General features: G+C 40.9%; 17 protein-coding genes. 9 read left to right on the top strand and 8 right to left on the bottom strand.

All coding sequences use genetic code 11. From position 1 onward, the window contains the following. Position 1: 1 nt before the first annotated feature. From C1721_RS12690 to C1721_RS12680, 3 genes are read right to left on the bottom strand one after another with little or no spacing between them, the layout of a single operon-like run. Entirely contained in the window at positions 2-2,374 is a 2,373-nt protein-coding gene (locus C1721_RS12690; protein ID WP_102408616.1) for an ABC transporter permease, read from the bottom strand. A gap of 11 nt (positions 2,375-2,385) precedes the next feature. Further along, positions 2,386-3,636: an efflux RND transporter periplasmic adaptor subunit gene (locus tag C1721_RS12685; protein WP_102408615.1), complete on the bottom strand. Its 1,251-nt coding sequence runs from the start codon at positions 3,634-3,636 to the stop codon at positions 2,386-2,388. Positions 3,637-3,677: 41 nt separating this feature from the next. Beyond that, positions 3,678-5,024: a TolC family protein gene (locus C1721_RS12680; protein WP_102408614.1), complete on the bottom strand. Its 1,347-nt coding sequence runs from the start codon at positions 5,022-5,024 to the stop codon at positions 3,678-3,680. A 368-nt stretch (positions 5,025-5,392) separates the two neighbouring features. Between C1721_RS12680 and C1721_RS12675 the strand changes: the two genes are divergently transcribed. From C1721_RS12675 to C1721_RS12635, 9 genes are all read left to right on the top strand, one after another. Next, on the top strand, positions 5,393-6,034 hold the full coding sequence (locus C1721_RS12675; protein ID WP_102408613.1) for a hypothetical protein: 642 nt from the start codon (positions 5,393-5,395) through the stop codon (positions 6,032-6,034). A gap of 5 nt (positions 6,035-6,039) precedes the next feature. Next, positions 6,040-6,762, top strand: coding sequence for a DUF3307 domain-containing protein (locus C1721_RS12670; protein ID WP_102408612.1), 723 nt, complete (start codon positions 6,040-6,042; stop codon positions 6,760-6,762). A gap of 66 nt (positions 6,763-6,828) precedes the next feature. After that, positions 6,829-8,181 carry a sigma-54-dependent transcriptional regulator gene (locus C1721_RS12665; RefSeq protein ID WP_102408611.1) on the top strand — a complete coding sequence of 451 codons (1,353 nt, stop codon included), beginning with the start codon at positions 6,829-6,831 and terminating at the stop codon, positions 8,179-8,181. A gap of 73 nt (positions 8,182-8,254) precedes the next feature. Then, complete coding sequence (locus C1721_RS12660) at positions 8,255-9,571, top strand: sensor histidine kinase (protein WP_102408610.1); 1,317 nt, start codon at positions 8,255-8,257, stop codon at positions 9,569-9,571. Positions 9,572-9,855: 284 nt separating this feature from the next. Continuing rightward, positions 9,856-10,632: a class I SAM-dependent methyltransferase gene (locus C1721_RS12655; protein WP_102408609.1), complete on the top strand. Its 777-nt coding sequence runs from the start codon at positions 9,856-9,858 to the stop codon at positions 10,630-10,632. Positions 10,633-10,812: 180 nt separating this feature from the next. After that, the gene (locus C1721_RS12650) at positions 10,813-12,066 is read left to right on the top strand and encodes an Nramp family divalent metal transporter (protein WP_102408608.1); all 1,254 of its coding nucleotides are present in this window, start codon (positions 10,813-10,815) and stop codon (positions 12,064-12,066) included. Positions 12,067-12,187: 121 nt separating this feature from the next. After that, entirely contained in the window at positions 12,188-13,927 is a 1,740-nt protein-coding gene (locus C1721_RS12645; protein WP_102408607.1) for a glutamine--tRNA ligase/YqeY domain fusion protein, read from the top strand. A gap of 91 nt (positions 13,928-14,018) precedes the next feature. Continuing rightward, a complete protein-coding gene (locus C1721_RS12640; protein ID WP_102408606.1) occupies positions 14,019-15,464 on the top strand; it encodes a tetratricopeptide repeat protein in 1,446 nt (481 codons plus the stop codon). A gap of 15 nt (positions 15,465-15,479) precedes the next feature. Continuing rightward, a complete protein-coding gene (locus C1721_RS12635) occupies positions 15,480-16,391 on the top strand; it encodes a DUF368 domain-containing protein (protein WP_102408605.1) in 912 nt (303 codons plus the stop codon). Positions 16,392-16,540: 149 nt separating this feature from the next. Here C1721_RS12635 and C1721_RS12630 read toward each other — a convergent pair whose 3' ends face one another. The 5 genes from C1721_RS12630 to C1721_RS12610 all read right to left on the bottom strand — a co-directional run bounded on the left by C1721_RS12630 (position 16,541) and on the right by C1721_RS12610 (position 23,674). Next, positions 16,541-17,452: a hypothetical protein gene (locus C1721_RS12630; protein ID WP_102408604.1), complete on the bottom strand. Its 912-nt coding sequence runs from the start codon at positions 17,450-17,452 to the stop codon at positions 16,541-16,543. Between the two features lie 27 nt (positions 17,453-17,479). Continuing rightward, a complete protein-coding gene (locus tag C1721_RS12625) occupies positions 17,480-18,751 on the bottom strand; it encodes a porin family protein (RefSeq protein ID WP_102408603.1) in 1,272 nt (423 codons plus the stop codon). A 5-nt stretch (positions 18,752-18,756) separates the two neighbouring features. After that, positions 18,757-19,302: an RNA polymerase sigma factor gene (locus C1721_RS12620; protein ID WP_102408602.1), complete on the bottom strand. Its 546-nt coding sequence runs from the start codon at positions 19,300-19,302 to the stop codon at positions 18,757-18,759. A gap of 80 nt (positions 19,303-19,382) precedes the next feature. Then, positions 19,383-20,564, bottom strand: coding sequence for a TolC family protein (locus C1721_RS12615; RefSeq protein WP_102408601.1), 1,182 nt, complete (start codon positions 20,562-20,564; stop codon positions 19,383-19,385). 2 nt (positions 20,565-20,566) lie between these two features. Continuing rightward, the gene (locus C1721_RS12610; protein ID WP_102408600.1) at positions 20,567-23,674 is read right to left on the bottom strand and encodes an efflux RND transporter permease subunit; all 3,108 of its coding nucleotides are present in this window, start codon (positions 23,672-23,674) and stop codon (positions 20,567-20,569) included. Positions 23,675-23,681 lie beyond the last annotated feature (7 nt).

The following is a 23,681-nucleotide window of genomic DNA, read 5'->3' as shown; positions in this document are numbered from 1 at the left end:
TTTATTCCGATTTCAAACTGTTTACCGGATTATCATTTGCCGTATGGCGGACATCCAGGCTAACAACAGCCAGAATAATCAGCATAACAACAGCGCCGCAACCGATAAATATGTACCAGGAAAGCGGCACTTTTTCCGAAAATTGCTCCATCCATTTCTGCACGGCAAAGAAAGCAAGACAACCACCTAATACTATAGCCGGTAACGCTATACATATTATATCTTTAAGGAACATCTTCATTATTTCCATCAGGGTAGAACCGCTTACACGGCGAATGGCAATTTCTTTCCGGCGGCGGTTCACTTCATCATTCGTGTAACCAATCAGCCCTATCAGGGCAATCAGAAGGGTAATGCAACCGCCAATCATCACGGAATCGCGGAACTGACGGGAGTCTGCATATATATTCGTCAACTCTGTCCGGTAAGCATTCAATACCAAGTCACGGTCCGGGAACAATGAAGAGATCGTTTTCTGTACCTCTGCCATACCGTCAGCATCCAGACGATGGAACTTCACAAGCAGTAACCTGGACGGAATATTGTCGTAAAACAGCACCGAGGGGCGCTCATCCTGTGCATCTATAGATCCCAGGCGGATGTTCTCAAATACGCCGCAAATAGTATGCGCCTTCATATCATCACCGCAATGTTCTGTTACACAAATTGATTTACCTATTACATCGTCTGTCCAACCGGCAACAAGTTTCATTTTCTCTACAAAGCGGCGATCTACCATTACCTCATCGGAATTAGTTACATTTTCCGTAAAAGACCGTCCCTGAATAACCGGTATTTCCATTATTTTCAGGTAGTCGTTGCCCACCCAATAATGATCCGCTATATTAAACAGTTCTTTGTCAGTCCCGGGCAGATAGACATTATTCCCGCTAAATCCCCAGAACGGTACTTGGGTAAATGTTGTTACAGCAGCCACTTCCGGCCGGCGCATCAGTTCATATATGGCTTTGCTACGCGCGGTGGAATCTATTCCCACCATCTCGCAATAAGCCAGATTATCATAACTATACCCCGGATTATCGTTCACCATATAAGTATATTGACGTCCGATAAAAGCCAGCATCGTAAACAAAAAACCGGCTGCAATAAATTGGACAAACAATAAAGCCAGCTTCCAGATACGTTTACTTTCCCTGAAATTTCGAAATGCCGAAGCTACCGGTATGCGGGTATATAAATAACCGGGCATCAACCCAGTACCCAAAAAGACGAATGCGCAAACCAGTAACAGAATCAGGCTGCCTTTCGACAGCAACAAGGCTTCCAGCGAAGCGTCCAGCAATTCTTCCACTGTTCCCCGAAATACCAATATCAATACAGTAGCCAGCAGCAATGAAAGGATTATGTGTACGAAAGCCTCTCCCAGCATCATACCATGAATATTTCTACCTCCCGCACCATAGCACTTATGTACGGCAATCTCTTTGGAACGGTTTACAATACTGGAAACAACAATTAAAATATAATTCATCATAGCCGTACCTATCAAAGCCAATGCCAGCAGAGAAAGTAACCATGTCATCCTTTTTACCTGCGGATCTTCCTTATGTATGTCCGGCAGACGATGCAATGTGTACGAAAACTTGAATCCGGCTTTTTCTTGTTCTTCCGGAGGGAAATATTTATTTACTACCTGTTGTATTCCTTCTGAAACAGATTTAAGAGAAGTGTTAGGATATAGCTTGATGTAACTTATATAGCGGTCGTTGCCAAACAGGTTCGTATGTGAGTTTGCACGCATAAACCGGGGTGAAGAAGGCATGGAAATAATGACGTCATAACTATCGGACGCATTTTCAGGTATTTCTTCATACACGCCGCTAATAGTAAGCTGGCGCTCGGGAGCATCATCCGGTGTAAATGTTTTCCCAACCACATTGCCTCCTATGTTTTTCGCCATACGGCTTGAAATCATAACCTGCATCGGGGTGGAAAGCACTTCCTTCGCATTTCCCGCCAGAACAGGACGGGGCAACATATCGAACAAACAACTGTCTCCGAAAATAACCTTTCCTTTATATTTCAGCTTCGTATCCGTCATTGTAAACGTCCAGGTTCCATAAGGATTGATACGGGTAGCCATCTCAATCTCCGGAATATTCTCCTTCATCAGGCCGGCCGTTCCTCCGCTGGTACGTCCCCAATCCTTTAATTCTCCATCTCTTTCTACACTCTCCCATATCTGGTAAATACGGTTGGCTTCCGGATAAAAACTATCATAAGATTGCTCAAAATACACTTTTGCTATCAACACCAGGCCAACAGCCAGGCCTACACCCAAAGAAACAATCTTCATTATATTATGTCTTCCCTTTTTAAACAGGGAACGGAATGCTATTATTATATTTTTCATATAAGCACGGTTTATTCTAATACCAGAACTTCATTGTCTTTATAACTTTCGTAGCTGGATACAATCACTTTCTCTCCGGCTTCCAGCCCTTCAAGCACTTCATAATATTGCGGATTCTGACGGCCGATCTTAATGTTACGGCGATATGCTTTCTTACCGTCCTTATCAAGAACAAATATCCAGCTTCCGCCTGTACTCTGGAAGAATGTACCTTTCGGAATAATAATACTTTCGGTAGGCTGCCCCAGCTCAAGGTTAATATAATAAGTCTGTCCGCTACGGATATTATCCGGACGTTCTCCGGTAAATACAAAGTCGGTACGGAACTTGCCGTCGCGTACTTCCGGATATACTTTACGTACTATCAAGTCAAAACTGCCTCCCTGACGGTCGAATGTAGCGCTTAAACCGGATTTTACACGGTCAATATAATGTTCATCTATCATCGCTTCAATTTTATAATCGGACAAGTCATTGATCTGTCCTATCTTCTGTCCCGGAGTAATATTCTGTCCCAATACAACGTCCAGCAGTCCCAATTCGCCATTAATCTGAGAACGTACATTCAAGTTTTCCTTACGTTCCCGTATCAACAAGATATTCTTACGCATATTTGCCAAACTGGCTTCCATTTCATCCATCTGAATTGTACGTGAAATAGAATCCTGACGCAGACGTTCAGTTATCAAAGCATGTTTTTTAGAGACTAATTCATAATCCTCCTTTGCTTTCAGATAATCTTCTTTAGCAATCAGATTTTCTTTATACAGCTGTTCTTGCTGGCGATAAGCACGTAAAGCACGTGTCATATCCATATCATATTGTAATTTCTCCGTTTGATTGGTCAGTTTATCCTGTTCCATCGTCACCTGCGTATTACGCAGGAAGTTTTGTTTCTCAGCCAATTCAGCTTCTGCATTCAGGATTTGCAAATCCAGGTTAGAATTGCTAAGACGTACTATAATGTCGCCTTTCTTCACATGGGCGCCTTCTTCCACTACTTTCTCTTGTACGATACCGCCTTCTTCCGGACTTAGCTGTACAACCGTAATAGGCTGCACCTGGCCATTTACGCGAACGAAGTCATTAAACTGCTCATGGGTCACATCTCCAATACTGATACCACGAACATCAACCTTCAATGTAGAAGCGTGATCACCAAAAATAATCCATCCCAATAATACGACAAACAGAGTTCCACCTGCAATGTACGGAATATGTTTTTTCTGAATGCCTTTCTTTTTTTCTAATTGTATATCCATTGTATTTTATTTTTTATTTTCCTGATTAATAATTATATCTATTACTTTCCGATTATCCCGTTTATAAGCGGTTTGCCTTTATAATAATCTACTAACTTCGATTTCATAAGATACATCAATTTCTTTTGAAGAAGATCTGCTTTCGATGTAAGCAAATTGTTTGAACTGGTTTGTACGTCCAATGAACTCATCAAACCTTCTTCATATTTACGAAGTGTTACACGATAAGCCAGATCATTAGATTTTACTTGCTTATCCATCTGGATTGCCTCTTTCGCATATCCTTCACGATCCAGAACAGACTGTTCTATGGCATTCTGCAACTGACGAAGAACTTCTGTCTTTGTTTCTTCCGCGATACGCAAATTATTACGGTAACGACGTACGTTGGTTACTTTACTCAAACCGTTAAACAAAGGAAAACTAACGCTAAATCCGACGTATTCGCCGCGGTTATTCTTAAACTGGCTGCCAAAAGCAGCAGCTGCTGCTTCCGATTTCAGATTTTCAAAATAGTTTGTAGAAATACCGGCATTAAAATAGATTTGGGGCAACATTGCGCCTTTATACATGCGATACTGATATTTGCTGCCTTTTAACTGGTAATCCGCCTGCAGGGCTGTAGGATTATTTGCGCTGGCATAATCAAAAATCTCATTAACGTTTTCAACCATCGGTCCAAAAGATACATCCGAGAGGAGTGTATCAACTTCCAATTCCATATCGGAAGGACAATTCATCTTTTCTTTTAACGTCAGCAAAGCCGCATTATAAAGATTCTGCTGATGGGTCAGGCTATAATCATCCGCTGCTACCTGAGCTTCAAATTGTGCCACATCGGCTCTGCCTTTTAAACCGAGTTCTTCCTGACGTTTCGTTTTATAAAGGGTTCGTTGGCTTTCTTCCAATTTATCAGCCGCCATCTTGATCGTACCTTTATAATATACAACATTCATATAAGCCTCCATCGTTTCCAATGCCAAATCATCTTTTTTCTTCTGTATGTCATTCTTACCCATTTTCACATTCGATTTAGCCAATAGCCATTGGTTAATCAATTGTCCGCCTGTAAAAACAGGTATTTGTGTAGATAAGCCGTATGAATTATTAAAAGTAGATGTATTGTTATATGTATTCGTTTCCGGGTCGATTGAACGTCCAAAATTATACTGTGCGCTTATACTGGTTGACGCGGTCGGAAAGAAAGAAGCAATTGATGCGTTATGTTCCGCCTTATATGTGTCATGCGTATAAGCCTGTTTTTTCACAGCCGGGCTATTTTCAACGGCGTACTGCATACATTCATCTAATGTCCAGGTCTTCTCTTGTGCTATTGCCACAGTAACCAGACCACACGAAAGAACTGTTGTAAGTAATATCTGTTTCATCGTTATATTATTTTCTGCCTATATAGAAGCAAAGAGCATGCCAAAACAGGTAAATCAATATTTATCAACACATTAATAAAAACAAAGAAATAAAGGAGTGTCAAGAAATTAGACAGTGCTGTAAAATAATTGGACAAATTCCAGCAATCGCCTCTTTTCATAATCATTCCGATCGACTTGAAGAAAACAACCATTTTTGGTTGATTTTAGAAAAACAACCGATTTTGGTTGATTTGAAGAAAACAACCGATTTTGGTTGATTTGAAGAAAACAACCGATTTTGGTTGATTTGAAGAAAACAACCGATTTTGGTTGATTTATCAAGAGATATGTTACCTTTGTAGACAACTATTCAATGTAGACGGAATATGAATATAAAAGGCGTTATAACAGGAGATGTTATCAATTCAACAGCAATAAGAGTTGATTGGAAAAAACAATTAATAGATTCCATCCAAGACGTTGCAGATGAACTAACAATTCTAACTCCTTTAGAAATTGAGTTTTTTAGAGGAGATAGCTTTCAACTTGTTGTAGACAAACCTGAGGAAGCACTAAAAGTTGCTATTCTATTACGGGCAGGGCTCAAACGCAAAACTCCACCTGAAAGTAAAAATATATGGGACGCCCGCATCGCTCTTGGTGTAGGCGAAATATCTTATACATCTGATAAGGTTGTTATATCAGACGGGGAAGCATTTCATTTTTCCGGATGGGGGCTTGATGAAATCGGAAAACAAAAACTGACTATAAGGACAAGATGGGAAAACGTAAATGAAGAACTAAAAGTTAGTACTGCATTTGCAGATGACATCATTTCGGATTGGACAAATTCGCAAGCCCAAGTCATTTATCCCACATTACTTTACCAGACATCACAGAAAGACATCGCAATAGAGTATAATAAGACTGCCCAAAACATAAGTAAACTACTTGGAACCGCCAAAGAAAATCTTATCCGTATGTATTTGGAAAGATATTCAACATTGATAACCAGAAACTTAATATAACAAATATGATAATTTTGCTAAAACTACTATTTGCCCATTTCTTTTCAGATTTTATTTTACAAACAGATCGCATCTGCGAAAGGAAAAAAAGGGAAGGCTCTATTAAATTCCGGTATCAATTTCTCCATAGCCTAACTCATGCATGTATAACTTATCTTTTTGTTGCACAATGGAATAATTGGATTATTCCAACAGTAATCCTCGTAACTCACTTTATGATGGATTATGTCAAATCTACATATATGAAAGATGGGATGAAGACATTTCTTATAGATCAAGTAGTTCATATAGCAGTTATTTTTACACTGTGGATACTCTTATATAAGAATGGAATGGTTGGATTGGAATGGTTGGAATATTATTTGGATGATTCTCGTTTTTGGTTTGTTATTACTGCATATTTGCTTGTGTTGAAACCAACCTCAATTTTTCTTAGTCTATTCACTAAACGGTGGACACCGAAAGAAACTATATCTCAAAGTCTTCCTAATGCAGGAAAAACAATAGGATACCTGGAGCGGATACTCATATTGACTTTCATTCTCACCGGAAATATTGAAGGCGTTGGATTTTTACTGGCAACCAAATCTATTTTCCGTTTTGGAGAGTTGAATAAAGCCAAAGATATTAAAATCACCGAATATGTACTTATAGGTACTTTTGCGAGTTTTACAGTCGCTATTGTTATCGGATTCATCACCCTCAAATTACTTAAACTATGTATATAAAATCCTAAATTATAATCTCAAGTATTTTTATTACCTTTGCCTTACATATACATTATATATAAATAAATGGCAAAACAAGGAACCATACTCGTTGTAGACGACAATAAAGGAATTCTTACAGCTGTACAGATGCTGCTGGGTACTTGCTTTGAGAAAGTAATTACAATTTCTACGCCAAATAAAATCAAATCTACGTTACACGATGAACAGGTAGATGTTGTTTTACTGGATATGAATTTCAGTGCGGGCATTAATAATGGAAATGAAGGGCTTTTCTGGTTATCGGAAATAAAAAAAGAACATCCTTCCATTCAAGTCGTACTTTTTACAGCTTATGCGGATATAGACCTCGCCGTACGCGGCATCAAAGAGGGCGCTACCGATTTCATCGTAAAGCCGTGGGACAATGCAAAACTGTTAGAGACATTACAATCGGCCTACAATATCCGTATATCCAGCAATAAAAAGATAAATGCTGGCAAAAAGCAAGTTATCTCTAAGGAAAGCGGTATGTTTTGGGGAGAAAGCAACTCCATGCAACAACTCCGTAATTTAATTGAAAAAGTATCTAAAACAGATGCAAACATCCTCATTACGGGTGAAAACGGAACAGGAAAAGAGATGTTAGCCCGTGAAATACACGTATTATCCAGCAGAAAGAACGAAGCTATGATACCTGTGGATATGGGTGCCATTACGGAAACGTTATTTGAAAGCGAGTTATTCGGACATGTGAAAGGGGCTTTTACCGACGCCCGTGCCGACCGTCCGGGAAAGTTTGAGGCAGCAAACAACGGAACTCTCTTTTTAGATGAAATAGGAAATCTTTCCTATCATTTGCAAGCCAAACTTCTTACCGCATTACAAAGAAGAAGTATTGTCCGCGTAGGAAGCAACACTCCTATTCCGGTCAATATCCGCCTGATATGCGCCACAAATAAAGATTTACAGGAAATGGTACAAAAAGAAGAGTTTCGCGAAGATTTACTCTATCGTATCAACACCATTCATGTAGAAATACCTCCACTCCGAGAACGGCAGGAAGACATTGTTCCGCTAACAGAGTTATTCCTTTCCAAATATGGCAATATATACGGTAAACAATCCCTGCATTTAAGTAATGATGCCAAAGAAAAGTTGAAACAACAACCATGGTATGGAAATATCCGGGAATTGGAACATACCATAGAAAAGGCTGTTATTATTTGTGAAGGCGATGTATTGGATAGCAATAATTTTGATTTTCCACGAAGTAAAAAGGATGCGCCGGCAAAAGATATTACCACTCTCGAAGAGATGGAATACAACATGATAAAAAATGCCATGGATAAATATGAAGGAAATCTTTCTCTGGTAGCAAGCCAGTTGGGTATTTCCCGGCAAACTTTATACAATAAGATCAAACGATACGAATTATAATAATCACCTATTAAATAACGGACCGACAGATTAATAGCTGCTACGGGATTTGGCACATTAAAGAATTATTCGTATGCTGAAAGGTATATATTACAGCCTCACACTTCGCCTTTTACTGTTGATCATTACAACGGTAGGGCTTACCTATTGCTGTTTAAACAGTCTTTGGGGCTTTTGTATACCGGTAGCCCTTTGCTGGGCTATGTCGTTATTGATGGTTCGGACATTGTATAAACGTAATGCTCAAAAAATAGCATTCATGTTTGATGCAATAGACAATAGTGATTACGCTTTTAAATATGCTACACGCGGGCATTCATCCAATGACAAACTGGTAAGCGAATCGTTGAACCGTATCACACAAATACTATTTCAGGCGAAAGCTGATGCCATTCAAAAAGAGAAATATTATGAGCTTATCCTGAACTGGGTAAATACAGGTATTTTAGTTATAGACGACAAAGGAAATATATACCAAACAAACAATGAAGCATTACGTTTGCTGGGCTTAACGGTTTTTACCCACGTAAGGCAACTGGGACGTATTGACAAGGGATTGGAAGAGACCATATCGTCTATCCTTCCCGGAGAAAAGCATCAGGTCTCTTTTACAAATGAAAGAGGAACGGTGCATCTGTCTGTTCGTGTTTCCGAAATGTCTTTAAAGGAAAAACATGTACGTATCATTGCCCTTAATGACATCAACAGTGAATTGGAGGAAAAGGAAATTGATTCATGGATACGCTTAACCCGCGTGTTAACCCATGAAATAATGAACTCCGTAACTCCCATCACCTCATTAAGCGAGACATTGCTTTCCATCCATGAAGATGTTAATGAAGACATTCGCAACGGGCTGGAAGTAATTAGCAGTACGGGAAAAAGCCTGATTGCCTTTGTAGAATCATATCGTAAGTTTACCCACATCCCCACTCCGCAACCAACCTTGTTCTACGTATCCAAGTTTGCAGACAGGATGGTACAATTAGCACGGCATCATAACAGTTATCCCAATATTACGATACATACAGATGTGCAACCGTCCGATCTGATTGTATATGCTGATGAGAATCTGATTACCCAGGTTGTCCTTAATTTACTAAAGAATGCAATGCAAGCTATCGGTAACGAACAGCCAAACGGTTACATCGAACTAAAAGCCTACACGAATCAGGAAGAAGCCATTTTAATTGAAGTAAGCAACAATGGTCCACTCATTCCTCCCGAAGAAGCCGAACATATTTTCATCCCGTTCTTCACGACAAAAGAAGGCGGTAGCGGTATCGGGCTTTCCATCTCCCGGCAAATTATGCGTCTGTCAGGCGGAAGCATAGCCCTGATAAGTTCTCCGGCAACAAAAAGGACTACATTCGTATTAACCTTTCCATAAAATTCCGGTTCTCTTCAATAAAGGATTTTTTTAGTCTCTTCTCCATTCTTTCTTCAATCTTTTGTTAATAATAAAAGATTACGTACCTTTGCAACCATGACAAGAACAAATAAATCGGATTTGGTCTAGTAAACAATCTGCGTTTCTGATGCGGATTGTCCCTTCGTTTACTCTCAGATAATCTTTCTGAGAGGTTTTTTCATGCATTTATATTTCAGTTTAACTTGCGTACAATGATGAAAGTATCATTATGCTTTTGCGTGTATGCTATATATATTAAAATAATGAGTAACAAAAACAAAACAATTCACGAATTCGATTTTAATTTAATCTGCGAATACTTTTCAAACGTAGAACGTCAAGGACCGGGAAGTCCTGAAGTAACTGTCAAAGCATTAGGCTTCATTGATAATCTGACCCCACAATCCCGAATTGCCGACATCGGATGCGGAACAGGCGGACAGACTATGACATTGGCTCAAAACGTTTCGGGTCAGATTACAGGGCTTGACCTTTTCCCCGATTTTATTAACATCTTCAATCGAAATGCCCATACACTTGGTTTGTCCGACCGAGTAAATGGAATTGTCGGTTCGATGATAGAGACGCTTCCTTTCGGGAAAGAATCTTTAGACCTGATTTGGTCGGAAGGAGCTATCTATAACATTGGTTTTGAACGAGGGTTAAATGAGTGGAAGCAATATCTAAAGAAAAACGGTTATATCGCCGTATCGGAAGCTTCATGGTTTACAGAAGAACGTCCGGCAGAGATATACGACTTTTGGATGGCAAATTATCCCGAAATAGATACTATTCCGAATAAAGTTGCCCAGGTGCAGAATGCAGGCTACGTGCCTGTTGCTACTTTCACTATACCGGAGAATTGTTGGACTGAGCATTATTTTGCTCCATGTTGCAGGATACAAGAGATGTTCCTAAAAAAACATGCAGGTAATCAAACTGTAGAGGAGCTTATTGCCGGACAACGCCATGAAATGGAATTGTACCATAAATACAAAGAGTTCTATGGGTATGTATTCTATATCGGTAAGAAAATCTAAATAAACTATTCGGGAGGTTGCCTTGAACGACAATCTCCCGATTTAAAGAAAATAGCAAATCTATCCCTCTTTTACAATCAGATATTCAGCAACAAACTTTATCTTTGCAGTGTTACAAATCAAAACGAATGATTTTTCAGGATCTATTAAATACAACTCGTTTGTTGTCAACTCAAAAAGATGAATATACTAGATAAACTAAAGAAGAATCACCATCCAAATTCCGGTGCGTTAGATTTACTTAAATACATTGGTCCGGGACTATTGGTTACCGTAGGTTTCATTGATCCGGGAAACTGGGCTACCAACCTGGCAGCCGGTTCAGAGTTTGGTTATGCGTTGCTATGGGTAGTGACTTTCTCTTCCATCATGCTGATTATCATACAACACAACGTAGCCCATCTAGGTATTGTAACCGGACTATGCTTATCGGAAGCAACAAATAAATATATGCCCCGCTTACTGAGCCGTCCTATACTTGGCTCGGCAATGCTGGCAAGTATCTCCACCTCTTTAGCCGAAATATTAGGAGGAGCTATTGCCCTTCGCATGTTGTTCAGTATACCAATCAAAATAGGTTCCATTATCGTTACCATAGCCTGTATCATCATGTTATTAAGTAACACATATAGCAAAATAGAGCGTTGGATCATTATGTTTGTTTCCATCATCGGACTCTCTTTCCTATATGAATTGGCTTTGGTTGATGTACAATGGGGTGAAGCCGTACAGGGATGGGTAAAGCCATCCTTTCCAGAAAATTCTTTGCTCATTATTATGAGTGTGCTGGGGGCGGTCGTTATGCCCCATAATCTATTCTTACACTCGGAAGTAATACAGAGCCGTGAGTGGAATCTTGAAGATGAAACCGTTATCAAAAAACAATTGAAGTATGAGTTTTACGACACATTGTTATCAATGGTAATCGGCTGGGCCATTAATTCGGCAATGATCATACTGGCCGCCTCCACCTTCTTCAAAGAAAAAATAGCTGTTGAAGAATTAGACCAGGCACAACAACTGTTAGTACCATTGGTAGGAAGCAACGCGGGTGTTATCTTTGCCGTCGCTCTTTTATTCGCAGGCATTTCGTCTACAATTACATCAGGTATTGCAGGAGCTTCCATATTCGCCGGATTTTTCGGAGAAGCTTATAACCACAAAGATTTACACTCAAAGCTAGGTGTATTATTATCTTTTGTCCCGGCTTTACTTATCATCTTCCTGATTGGAGACCCGTTTAAAGGGCTGATCTTATCACAGATGTTATTGAGTGTCCAACTTCCTGTAACAGTCTTTACGCAGGTGTATCTGACTTCCAGCAAAAAAGTTATGGGTGTCTACGCCAATAGCCGGTCAACAATGATAATCCTGTTGCTTTTGGGAACAATGGTAACCATATTGAACATAGCGTTGCTGATAAGTCTCTTTTAGGATAATCCAATGCCGCTACTTCTTATAAAAATGAAGAGGTGAAGCAGGAAAAAACACCTATCATTATGTAACCAATAAAGAAATCGCTACCTTTGTTCCCTTAAAGGAAACATCATATAATATGAGCGACATCAGTACAAATGAAGAAGAAGGCAAAAAAAGCCTGAATTTCATCGAAGCAATGGTAGAGAGTGACCTGGCAGAAGGTAAAAACGGAGGATACGTACAAACACGTTTTCCACCGGAACCCAACGGATACCTTCATATCGGACACGCCAAAGCGATTTGTCTGGACTTTGGTATTGCAGAGCGCCACAACGGTGTATGCAACCTTCGTTTTGACGATACCAACCCGGTGAAAGAAGATATGGAGTACGTTGATTCCATTAAAGAAGACATCGAATGGTTAGGTTTTCACTGGAACAAAATATATTACGCATCCGATTACTTCCAGCAATTGTGGGATTTTGCCATCCAATTGATTAAGGAAGGCAAAGCCTATGTAGACGAACAGAGTGCCGAAGTTATCGCCCAACAAAAAGGAACTCCTACGCAACCGGGTGTAGACAGCCCTTTCCGCAATCGTCCGATAGAAGAAAATCTGAAACTGTTCAATAAAATGAATAGCGGCGAACTGGAAGAAGGCTCTATGGTGTTGCGTGCAAAGATAGATATGGCCAATCCGAATATGCACTTCCGTGATCCGATTATTTATCGCATCATCAAAACATCGCATCACCGTACAGGCAATAAATGGAATGTATATCCGATGTATGATTTTGCTCACGGACAAAGTGACTATTTTGAAGGAGTTACCCATTCCCTCTGTACACTTGAGTTTGTTGTACACCGTCCATTATACGACCTGTTCATCGATTGGTTGAAAGAAGGAAAAGACTTGGATGACAATCGTCCACGCCAGACCGAATTCAACAAACTGAACTTAAATTATACACTAATGAGCAAGCGCAACTTGCTGATATTAGTAAAAGAAGGTTTAGTAAATGGTTGGGACGATCCTCGCATGCCAACTATTTGCGCATTCCGTCGCCGTGGTTATTCGCCGGAATCAATCCGGAAGTTCATAGATAAAATCGGTTATACAACCTATGATGCGTTGAACGACTTTGCCTTACTGGAAAGTGCCGTACGTGAGGATTTGAATACACGTTCAACTCGCGTATCAGCGGTTCTTAATCCGGTAAAGTTAATTATCACGAACTATCCGGAAGGACAAGTGGAAGAAATGGAGGCCGTCAACAATCCGGAAGATCCGTCGGCAGGAACTCACGCAATTGAGTTTAGCCGTGAGCTATGGATCGAAAAGGAAGACTTTATGGAAGACGCTCCGAAGAAATACTTCCGTATGACCCCGGGACAGGAAGTACGTTTGAAAAATGCCTATATAGTAAAATGTACAGGCTGTAAAAAGAACGATGCCGGTGAAATTGTAGAAGTATACTGTGAATATGATCCGCAGACAAAGAGCGGAATGCCGGACAGTAACCGCAAAGTAAAAGGAACTTTGCATTGGGTAAGCTGTGCACATTGCTTACCTGCAGAAGTTCGTTTATACGACCGCCTGTGGAAAGTGGAAAATCCACGTGACGAATTGGCGGCTATCCGTGAAGCGAAAGACTGTTCGGTGTTAGATGCAATGAAAGAAATCATCAATCCGGATTCTTTGAATGTATTGACTAATTGTTATGTAGAGAAATACCTGGCAAATGCCAAACCTTTAAGTTACCTGCAATTCCAGCGTATCGGTTATTTCAATGTAGATAAAGATTCTACACCGGAAAAATTAATCTTTAACCGTACCGTCTCCTTAAAAGACACATGGTCGAAGATCAATAAATAATGTGCCTATTTGCCAATGCGATATGTCTGTAGAGTTACTTATAAGCATTGGCAAATTGGCAAATTATTACATTAACTGATTATTATTAAATATGAAAAAAGACGATATTTCACGCTTATTGCAACGTTATCTGAATGCAAAGGAAGGAGGAAAAGAACCTTATTTTGATGCAGATGAAATTGACGACTTGCTTGAAAGCTTTGAAGAGTCTGACGATTATACCTATTATGATGAAGTTTTGGAACTCGGTTTAAAATTTCATCCTAACAATACTGCACTACTTATCAAGGAGTGTAAACAATATGTGTATAATAATAATTTCGAAGATGCGTTGAAACTTATAGACAGCATTGCCGAAACCAATAATGAAGATCTGGACTTATTAAGAATAGAGTGCTATTGTTATACAAACAAACATAATAAAGCCATTGAATTTGTCCAAAAGCTTATTACGGACAGCTGTGAATACCAGGAATCCATTTTCGAGTGTATTATTCCTATACTGAACGACCTGGACTTATTTAAAGAATCAAGAGAGTTTATAGACCTTGCCTTGAAGATGTTTCCGGAAAACTTTACCATAAAAAATGAATTATGTCTTTTATTGGAAGCCGAAGGAAAGTTTCAGGAAGCTATTAAAATATGCAATGAGTTAATAGACAAGAATCCATATTCCTGTGATTACTGGTTTACTTTAGGACGTTTGTATTCCATGCTTCCGGATTACGACAAAGCTATTGAAGCATTCGACTTTGCCCTGACTTGCGATGATTCGGACATCGAGCTTAAAATCTTAAGAGCCTACTGCCTGTACATGAATGAGAACTACGAAAAAGCAATTGAAGCTTATTCCGAAGTAATAGACAATGATGATTATTATTGGATAAAACCTCATCTGGCAGAATGTTATATTAAACTTGAGCGTTTCAAGGAAGGCTATGATATACTGAAACAGCTTCTGTCCAAAAAAGAGGTTAAGAAAGAGCCTACTGCTTACGTAAACTTCATTCGTTGCTGTTTGGAAATAGAACGGGAAAAAGAGGCTTCCACCACCTTAAAAAAGGCCATGAAACTATTTCCGGACAATGTGCGTATTTTATCTTTGCTTGCTCTTACTTACTTAGAGAACGGACAAGAAGACCAAGCCCTCAATATTACCGATTATCTGTTCAATGCTTTAGACTCTGCCGAAGGAGACACGAATGAAGAATGCAGTAGCCTTTTGCGTGCCGGACAATATTTATATTTAAAAGGTGATATCGAAAAGGCTCTACAATATTATCATAAAATAATGCAGAAGAATCCGGAAACACCCTATATACATATCCACATAGCAATGGCTTACCTGGGTATGGGAGATATTCAAAAGTTTCAAGAACATTACAAACAAACATCTCCTCAGGAAATGTTGAACTTTTTAAAGAATTCGGGAATAAGCCTTGATAAAATAGATTTGAATAATCCGTTTATCAATCACCACATTCCTCCGGAAGATTTAGCAAAAGAATTTCTAAAAAACAAAGACAATAGTAATTAACAAGAACTACTCAAAATGGACAGAAAACTAAAAGACTACGGCCTCTTAGTATTAAAAGGAATGGGAATGGGTGCTGCCGACGTAGTACCGGGCGTTTCAGGAGGGACAATAGCTTTTATTGTCGGTATTTATGAAGAATTGATCGACTCAATCAAGAGCATCAATGGCGCCTCACTGAAATTGCTACTCAGTGGAAAAATTGCTACCTTCTGGAAAGCTATCAACGCCAACTTCCTGCTTTCCATTGTTGGAGGTATAGGTATCAGTATTTTCTCTTTGGCTAAAATCATCACTTATCTGCTGGTTTATCATCCTATTTTGGTATGGGCTTTCTTTTTTGGCCTGGTACTGGCTTCTACCCTGTTCGTATCTAAAGATATAAAGAAATGGAATTGGAAAACGATTCTAAGTTTCATTGCCGGAGCTATTCTGGCATTCTATATCACAGTAGCAACACCGGCCGAAACATCCAATAACTACTTATTTATCTTTCTATGCGGGGCAATTGCCATTTGCGCAATGATATTACCGGGTATTTCAGGCAGTTTCATACTGGTGCTGTTAGGTAAATATTTTTATATAATGGAAGCTGTCAAAACATTTAATATTCCGGTTATGCTGGTATTTATATGCGGAGCAGCTATAGGCATTACCTCTTTCTCCCGGATTCTATCGTTTGCATTACGCAAATTCCATGATATAACTATTTCTGTTTTAGCCGGTTTTATGTTAGGCTCTTTAAACAAAGTCTGGCCGTGGAAAGAAACGGTGGAAACTTATATAGATAGCCACGGGATTACAAAACCGTTGGTAGAAGTAAACATCATGCCAAACCAACTGGTTTGGGAAGCTGTAGGATTAATGATAATAGGCTTTGCCATGGTTTACTTCCTCGAGAAATTATCCATGAAGGGAACAAAAGCATAAAACAAAAGAGCTATCTTTTGAACATCAAAGTCCCGTCTTAACACTTCAAAGGTCTGCTCTTTTGAAATGTTAAGACGGGACTTCTTTATGCAAAAGATATAACCTTTAGATACCCTTTAGCCGTATCAGCCAAAGGACTTACCAATAGGTTATTGTCCTTCCAATATTACTTCTTCCACATGGTGCATTCCGCCTTCATATTTCTTTCCGGTTTTTGTATAACTATACATACCATGATTTGTTATTATGGAGATAATCAATGCTTTGCCTTCCAATACCGATTCATTTAACAGGAATAACGGATGGCGTACGGTAAACGTATCTCCATTTTCCACATATCCTTTTGAATATTCGGCAGTTAATGCACCGGAGCTTCCTCTATCCACCTTTCCATAAGAATAGATACACTCTTCAAAAGTACTGTAGAAGGGCTTGCTATCCGGATCGGCAGGATGTATTATCACTTTATTAATCATCAAATCAATACCGGTTTTATTGATGAGCTTGACGTCCAGAACAGAAGTGATATGTTTCATTGTTATTGTTGTTCCGTTCACAGTATCTATCTTTACCGTTCCCATCATAAGATCGTCAAAGCGGAAAACCTCAGGAATAGAGTCCGTCTTATAATGACGGCTAACATAATTGAGTTGTAAAAGCTCTCTTGAAACCCTGAAAACGACCAACGAATCATCCCCCTTCACAACGCTACCTTTAAAAGCGGCATTCTCCAGACCTATTCCGTCCACCAGATAAAAGGAAGTAAAAGGGCTCATCACAGAAGTTCTCGTCTCCGCACCTTCCGATTTTGTGGAAGCATCCAGAGCTTCTTGCGATTTCGCAGAATAAGAAAATAAACGATGTCCTTCATTCCATTTGGAAACGAATAGTACGGAGGGATCTGTTTCCACCGCATTATTTTCAAGCTGTACCTTTAAATCAATAGTTACAAGTTCCTGCACGGGTCCGGGAGGAATTGGAGGAGGAGGATACATGCCATCATCACCATCACATGCAGACATAAGAATGGCTATCGCCATTAAAGAGATTACTTTTTTCATACTTCTTATATTTAGGATTAATACAAACTAATAGGAAAACCGCAAGCCTAATTGCAAGCCGAACAACCATGGATGTTCTTTGCGCACGGTAGGTATGTCATTGCCATTGTCAAAATAATAACCTACTCCGGGTTCGAGATATAAGGACAGAGGAGGAACCAGCTTTACTTCCGCTCCCACCGAAGCATTCATAGAAAATTGCCACCGGTTCATATCCAGTTTCATATACTCATTCTTCAACCGCCGCCGGGCCGATATACTATATTCCGTTAATACTCCTCCCGACACATACACGGAGAATACGCCTTTACGGTAAAACGTCCAGTTGGCTTTGACAGGAATACCCAGATAATGGATACGCTGGCTTCCTACATAACCCGTAGCTCCGGACTGCTTAATGTCGGAATAAAGGAATGTATAAGACAGTCCGCTTTCCAATCCGAAATCGTCCGTTATGTTCTTCTTTACGGAAACTCCGACAGACAACGGCATACGGTGAACATATTCGTAAGAAGTACTTCTCAACTGAGGCAATGTATTTGCCGACAGCGGAACCATTGCACGTTCCAGCTCCGGTTTATCAGGATCATCCGGGTTTTCAGGATCAGTAACAGGAGGCTCCGGATTACTAGCAAGAAAATCATTATTACCAAAACCGTCAAATCCTTTTACCATTTTACCGCTACCTGCACCTATACCGAACGACCAGCCTTCGGCATGTTTTTTATAATTCCTCTTTTTCCGGCTGGCAATGTCTTTAGAGAGTTTCACTCTCTTCTCCGGCTGCGGACCTAAATCCGAATGTTTGGGTATCGATGTTTCCACTGCTTCTTTCTCAGAAACGGCCTCTTCCTCTTTCGCTGGCTCACATTCCGGAATAACAGGTATTGCATCAGCAATAGCAAGAGATTCGGAAACAACAGAGACAGAAGAGCTTTGGCTTGCCGGACGTTTCTTTACCGGCAGAACAGGATGCTGCGGTACAGCAGGAGAAGTAGTCTGAGTTTCCGACATCGTATTCCCCCCTCCTGCTTTCTCGATCGGTTCTGCAACTGTCACAGTCTGGCTATCCGATACGATCACCGCAGTCTCTTTTTGCAAAAATATCGGAATAGACACAGCAATGCACAATAATATCACTGCCGCCACAGCCCACCAGCGATAAGGCATACGACGGACTACCACCGGTGATGAAGCCAGTTCTTTTTCCAGCTTCTCCCACCCGCCTTCGCGCAACGGAAGATGAAATTCATCCTGACGTTGGCGATACGTTTGCAGTATGTCGTGTTCTTTATCCATCCAGTTTATCTTTCTTTTTTTAGTTCTTCTCTTATTCTGGCAACCAAAATCTTACGTGCCCGGTTTAGCTGGGACGCAGAAGATTTTTCATTGATATGTAACTGGGCTGCTATCTCCTTATGCGACCAGTGTTCAAATACATATAAGTTGAACACAGTTCGGTAGCCATGCGGCAAATCGGTAACAAAACGCATCAGGATATCCATTGAAAGACTACTGGCATCAGGCTCTAATTCATCAGGCAAGTCATAGATCTCATCCAAAGAAACGCCCTCTCGAAGTAAATCTTTCCTGCGGAGGTATTCCAGTGCCGTATTTGTAAACACTTTACTAAGCCAAGCCCGTAAACAACCTTCGCCTTTGTAAGTAAAAGAAGAGATAGAGGAGAAAACTTTAAGGAAACCGTCGTGAAGAAGGTCGTGTGCCACCTCGATATCACCGGTGTACCGGTAACACAGGCACAACATCTTTTCCGCATAAAGCTCATATAGCTCTCTGCGGGCCGGATTATCTCCCACCCTGCATTTGTCGGTCAACTCAGATTCACTCATTCTCTTCTATAGTGCTTTTACTATATATATATATAAATGTAATGATTCCGGAAATACTGCATGCAGGATGGGAAAAAATATCACAATTTATATTTATATAATTGAGCCATTACCTTTTGATACTCGTTTTGCAGCTGCATATAATTCTGCATGCTTTGATAATAGGTCGTTACATCAACGAAATATTCAATCATGGAAATCTGTCCGGTTTGTATTGCCTTATTAAGCAAAGCGAGGTTATTCTGGCTGTTAAGCACCCGGCTATATTCATCCATAGATGTTTTCAGAGCCGTCGATTGATTATACAGCTGATGCAACTCACTCTCTACCGTATAAGAGGTACTTTCCAGTTGTAAATCGGCATAAAGACTTTGTGCTTTTGCCTGTTTTACATTGTTCCGGTTAGAGAACAACGGGATGGATACGCCAACAAGGAATCCATTGAAACGTTCGCCTCCGGTTGCCGTATTCAAACGATACCCCAGTTCAAAGCCGGGCAAACCTTTCGCCTTATTGACATTTATCTGTCGCAACGCAGCGGTTTGCGCACTCTGCAAAGAAAGCAACTGCGGATTGGCAGCCATTGCTTCCACCTTAAAGTCTTCGAAGGAAAGAACATCCTGAACAGGTGCATACACGGTATCGGTAAAGTTGATTGCAATACCGCCGTTCAACGTTGCCAACTCCTGCAATTTAGCGACACGTGCCGCTTCATTCATACGCGCTTCGTTCTGTGCATTGAGCAGTTCCAGATTGATTTTATTTGTTTCCAAAATATTGGCATCACCGGTTGAAAGACGTTTCTCATACAGGTCTGCCAACTGTCTCGCATTCTGCAAGCGTAAATCCGACAGGCTTTTCTGCTGATTCAACAGCACCAAATCCAGGCATACCGTTTTCGCCTGTAACAATATCTGCTGACGGAAATCGGCATGCTGACGATCTAAAGCAACAGACTTTGTCTTCGATAACTTACTTCTTTGTGCATAGACAGTCGGAAAGTCAAAAGACTGGGAAGCGACCAATTCACCCTGAATCCCCATACCCTCTTTATTTCCATATTGATGAGTATAAGACACAGAAGGATCAGGCAGGTTATTATCCAACTTAGTCTCCAGCTTCATAGCTGTTGTAAGCTGGCCGTTAGCCTGCAAATCTTTATTATTCGTCTCTATGCTTCGAAGCACTTCATCTATGGAAGTCTGAGCTCCGGCAGAGAAGGCCGTTAAAACCAAAGAGACTACAATGATATATTGTTTCATATCTATTTTTTATTCTTATTCATAAACAAGTAAACAATCGGGATGATGAATCCGTTCAGGAAGGTGGATGTAAGCAAGCCTCCCAGAATAACCCGGGCCATCGGGCTTTGTATCTCATTACCCGGCAAATCGCCGTTCAATGCCAACGGTATCAGTGCCAGAGCAGAACTCAAAGCAGTCATAAGAATCGGGTTCAAACGATCCAGAGAACCTTGCAACACGGCATCATTCAACGAATAACCTTCGGAACGTAACTGCGAATAATGGCTTATCAGCAGCATACCGTTTCGGGTTGCGATACCGAACAGAGAGATAAAACCGATAATAGCCGGAATACTGATCTCTCCCGAAGTAATCCACAGAATGAACACGCCTCCGATCAATGCCAAAGGCAGGTTCAACAGGATAACGCCACTCTCTTTGGCATCCTTAAACTCATTATACAACAGCAGGAAGATAACCAACAACGACATAAACGAAGTAAACAAAAGCGTACGGCTTGCTGCCGCCTCACTTTCAAACTGTCCGCCGTATTCAATATGATAACCTTCCGGCAGTTTGATGTTTTGCTCTACTTTTTGTTGTATATCGTTTACCACACCACGCAAATCACGCTCGGAAACGTTGGCGCTGATTACAATCTTACGTTGCACATTCTCACGGTTGATCGTATTCGGACCTGTTACCGAACGAATGTCTGCAACATAGCTCAACGGTACTTTTTTCCCTTCCGCATCAATCGTCAGGTTACGGATATCTTCCATCGTTGCACGGCTGGCATCCGAAGTTTTCACTGTCAGATCAAAAGTTTTGCCATCATCATAAACCTGGCTCACAGCTTCACCTCCAAGCATCACATTGATGTATTCTTCAAACTCCGGCAGAGAGATACCGAACTTGGCCAACAATTCACGTTTCGGGGTAATAGTAAGCTGCGGACGTTCTATCTGCTGTTCAACCTTCAAGTCTACCAATCCGTCAATACCCTGGATAGCACTTTTTATCTGGTTACCGATCGTAAACATCAGATTCAAGTCCGTTCCAAACAGCTTGATAGCGATATTGGCTTCCGTACCCGAAAGCATGGCATCAATACGGTGAGAAATAGGCTGCCCTATTTCAATATTGGCACCACTGATAGTGGAAAGCTTCCTGCGGACATCATTCATCACCTCTTCGCGGCTACGGTCTTTCAATACAAAAGGAGCTTCTATCTCGGAAACATTTACGCCCAACGCATGTTCATCCAGTTCGGCACGACCGGTCTTACGGGCTACTGTCTGGATTTCAGGAACCTGTAGCAGCATTTCTTCCGCACGGTGTCCCATCTCATCCGATTCATCTAAGGAAACACCCGGTAACGTACTTACATTAATCGTAAACGAACCTTCATTAAACGGAGGCAAGAAACTGCGTCCCAGATTAAAGAATACAACCAGTGCCACAACAAACAAAGCCAATGTAGCGCCCAGCACAATCTTTTTATGAGCTAAAGCTCCTTTTAAGGCACTTCCATACACGACTTTCAGTTTACGTGCCACCCATGCTTCTTTTAAGGCTTTCGCATCACTTCCTTTGGAACTGCTAAGTAAATAGCTACACAAAACAGGCGTCAACGTAAGCGCCACTATAGTGGAAGCAAACAGTGAAACAATAAAAGCTATACCTAACGGAATCAGCATACGTCCTTCCATTCCGCTCAGGAAGAAAAGAGGTACAAAGCTGACAACAATAATCAGCGTAGAGTTCAGGATAGGCATACGAACTTCACGGGAAGCGTCAAACACGACATCCAAAACAGAGCGCCTTTCACCTTCCGGCAATGCCCGGTTTTCCCGTATCCGCTTATATACGTTTTCTACATCCACAATGGCATCATCCACCAGTGAGCCGATAGCAATAGCCATACCTCCCAAGCTCATCGTGTTTATGGTCAACCCCAGATAGTGCAACACCATAATCGTAACCAGTAAAGAAAGAGGTAATGCCACTAATGAGATAACCGTTGTCCGTACGTTCATCAAGAAGACAAACAAAACGATAATAACAAAGAAACTGCCTTCCAGCAAACTGTTCTTTACATTGTTGATGGAGTTATCAATAAAATGGCTCTGGCGGAAAATATCCGTAGAGATATGCACATCTGCCGGCAGACTTTTCTGTAAATCGGCCACAATGCCGTCCAGTTTATCTGTCAGGTCAATAGTACTTGTATTGGGCTGTTTGGTTACCGTTATAAGTACGGCCGGTTTGGCACGTTCGGAAGCTGTTCCCAATTTGGGGCTTTTGCTTCCTATCTTCACAGTAGCTACATCCTGCAATGTAATAGGATAACCATCCACCGTTTTAATTACCCCTTGTGCAATCTCGTCGGCTTTTGAAGTGGACAAAACACCACGGATGATATATTCGTTATCAAATTCATAAAGTACACCTCCGTTGGCATTCCGGTTCATATTACGGCAAACGGCCAGGATTTCATTCAAGCCTACCCCATAATATTTCATCTTGTCCGGATTCAACAATATCTGATATTCCTTAATATCGCCGCCTATTACGGCCACCTGCGCCACACCTCCGGTAGACAACAATCGCGGACGGATCGTCCAGTCGGCAATAGTACGCAAATCCATCTCGGTAACATGTTCGGATACGCTTTTCGTATCGTCAACAGTAAGGCCGATAATCATCATTTCACCAAGAATAGACGATTGCGGACCTAAGGTTGGCTTACCTACATTCTCCGGCAAGCTCTCGCCTACAACAGCCAGCTTTTCCGATACGATCTGACGGGCACGGTAAATATCCGTTCCCCAATCAAACTCGACCCACACAACAGAGAATCCGGTGGTAGAAGAAGAACGTACGCGCCGTACATCCATAGCCCCGTTCACTGCCGTTTCCACAGGGAAAGTAACCAGCCGTTCCACTTCTTCGGGCGCCATACCATTGGCTTCCGTCATAATAACAACGGTAGGAGCATTCAAATCCGGAAAAACGTCTACATCCGTATGAAAAGCGGTGTAAGTTCCGGCTATCATCAACAACACCGCACAAACCAAAACGACCAACCGGTTATGCAGCGAGTAATATATTATCTTATTTAGCATACGAGTA

Source organism: Parabacteroides bouchesdurhonensis, assembly GCF_900186615.1.
GTDB classification, from domain to species: domain Bacteria; phylum Bacteroidota; class Bacteroidia; order Bacteroidales; family Tannerellaceae; genus Parabacteroides; species Parabacteroides bouchesdurhonensis.
The sequence above is the reverse complement of the archived record's forward strand: the minus strand, read 5'-3'. Positions and strand labels throughout refer to the sequence as shown.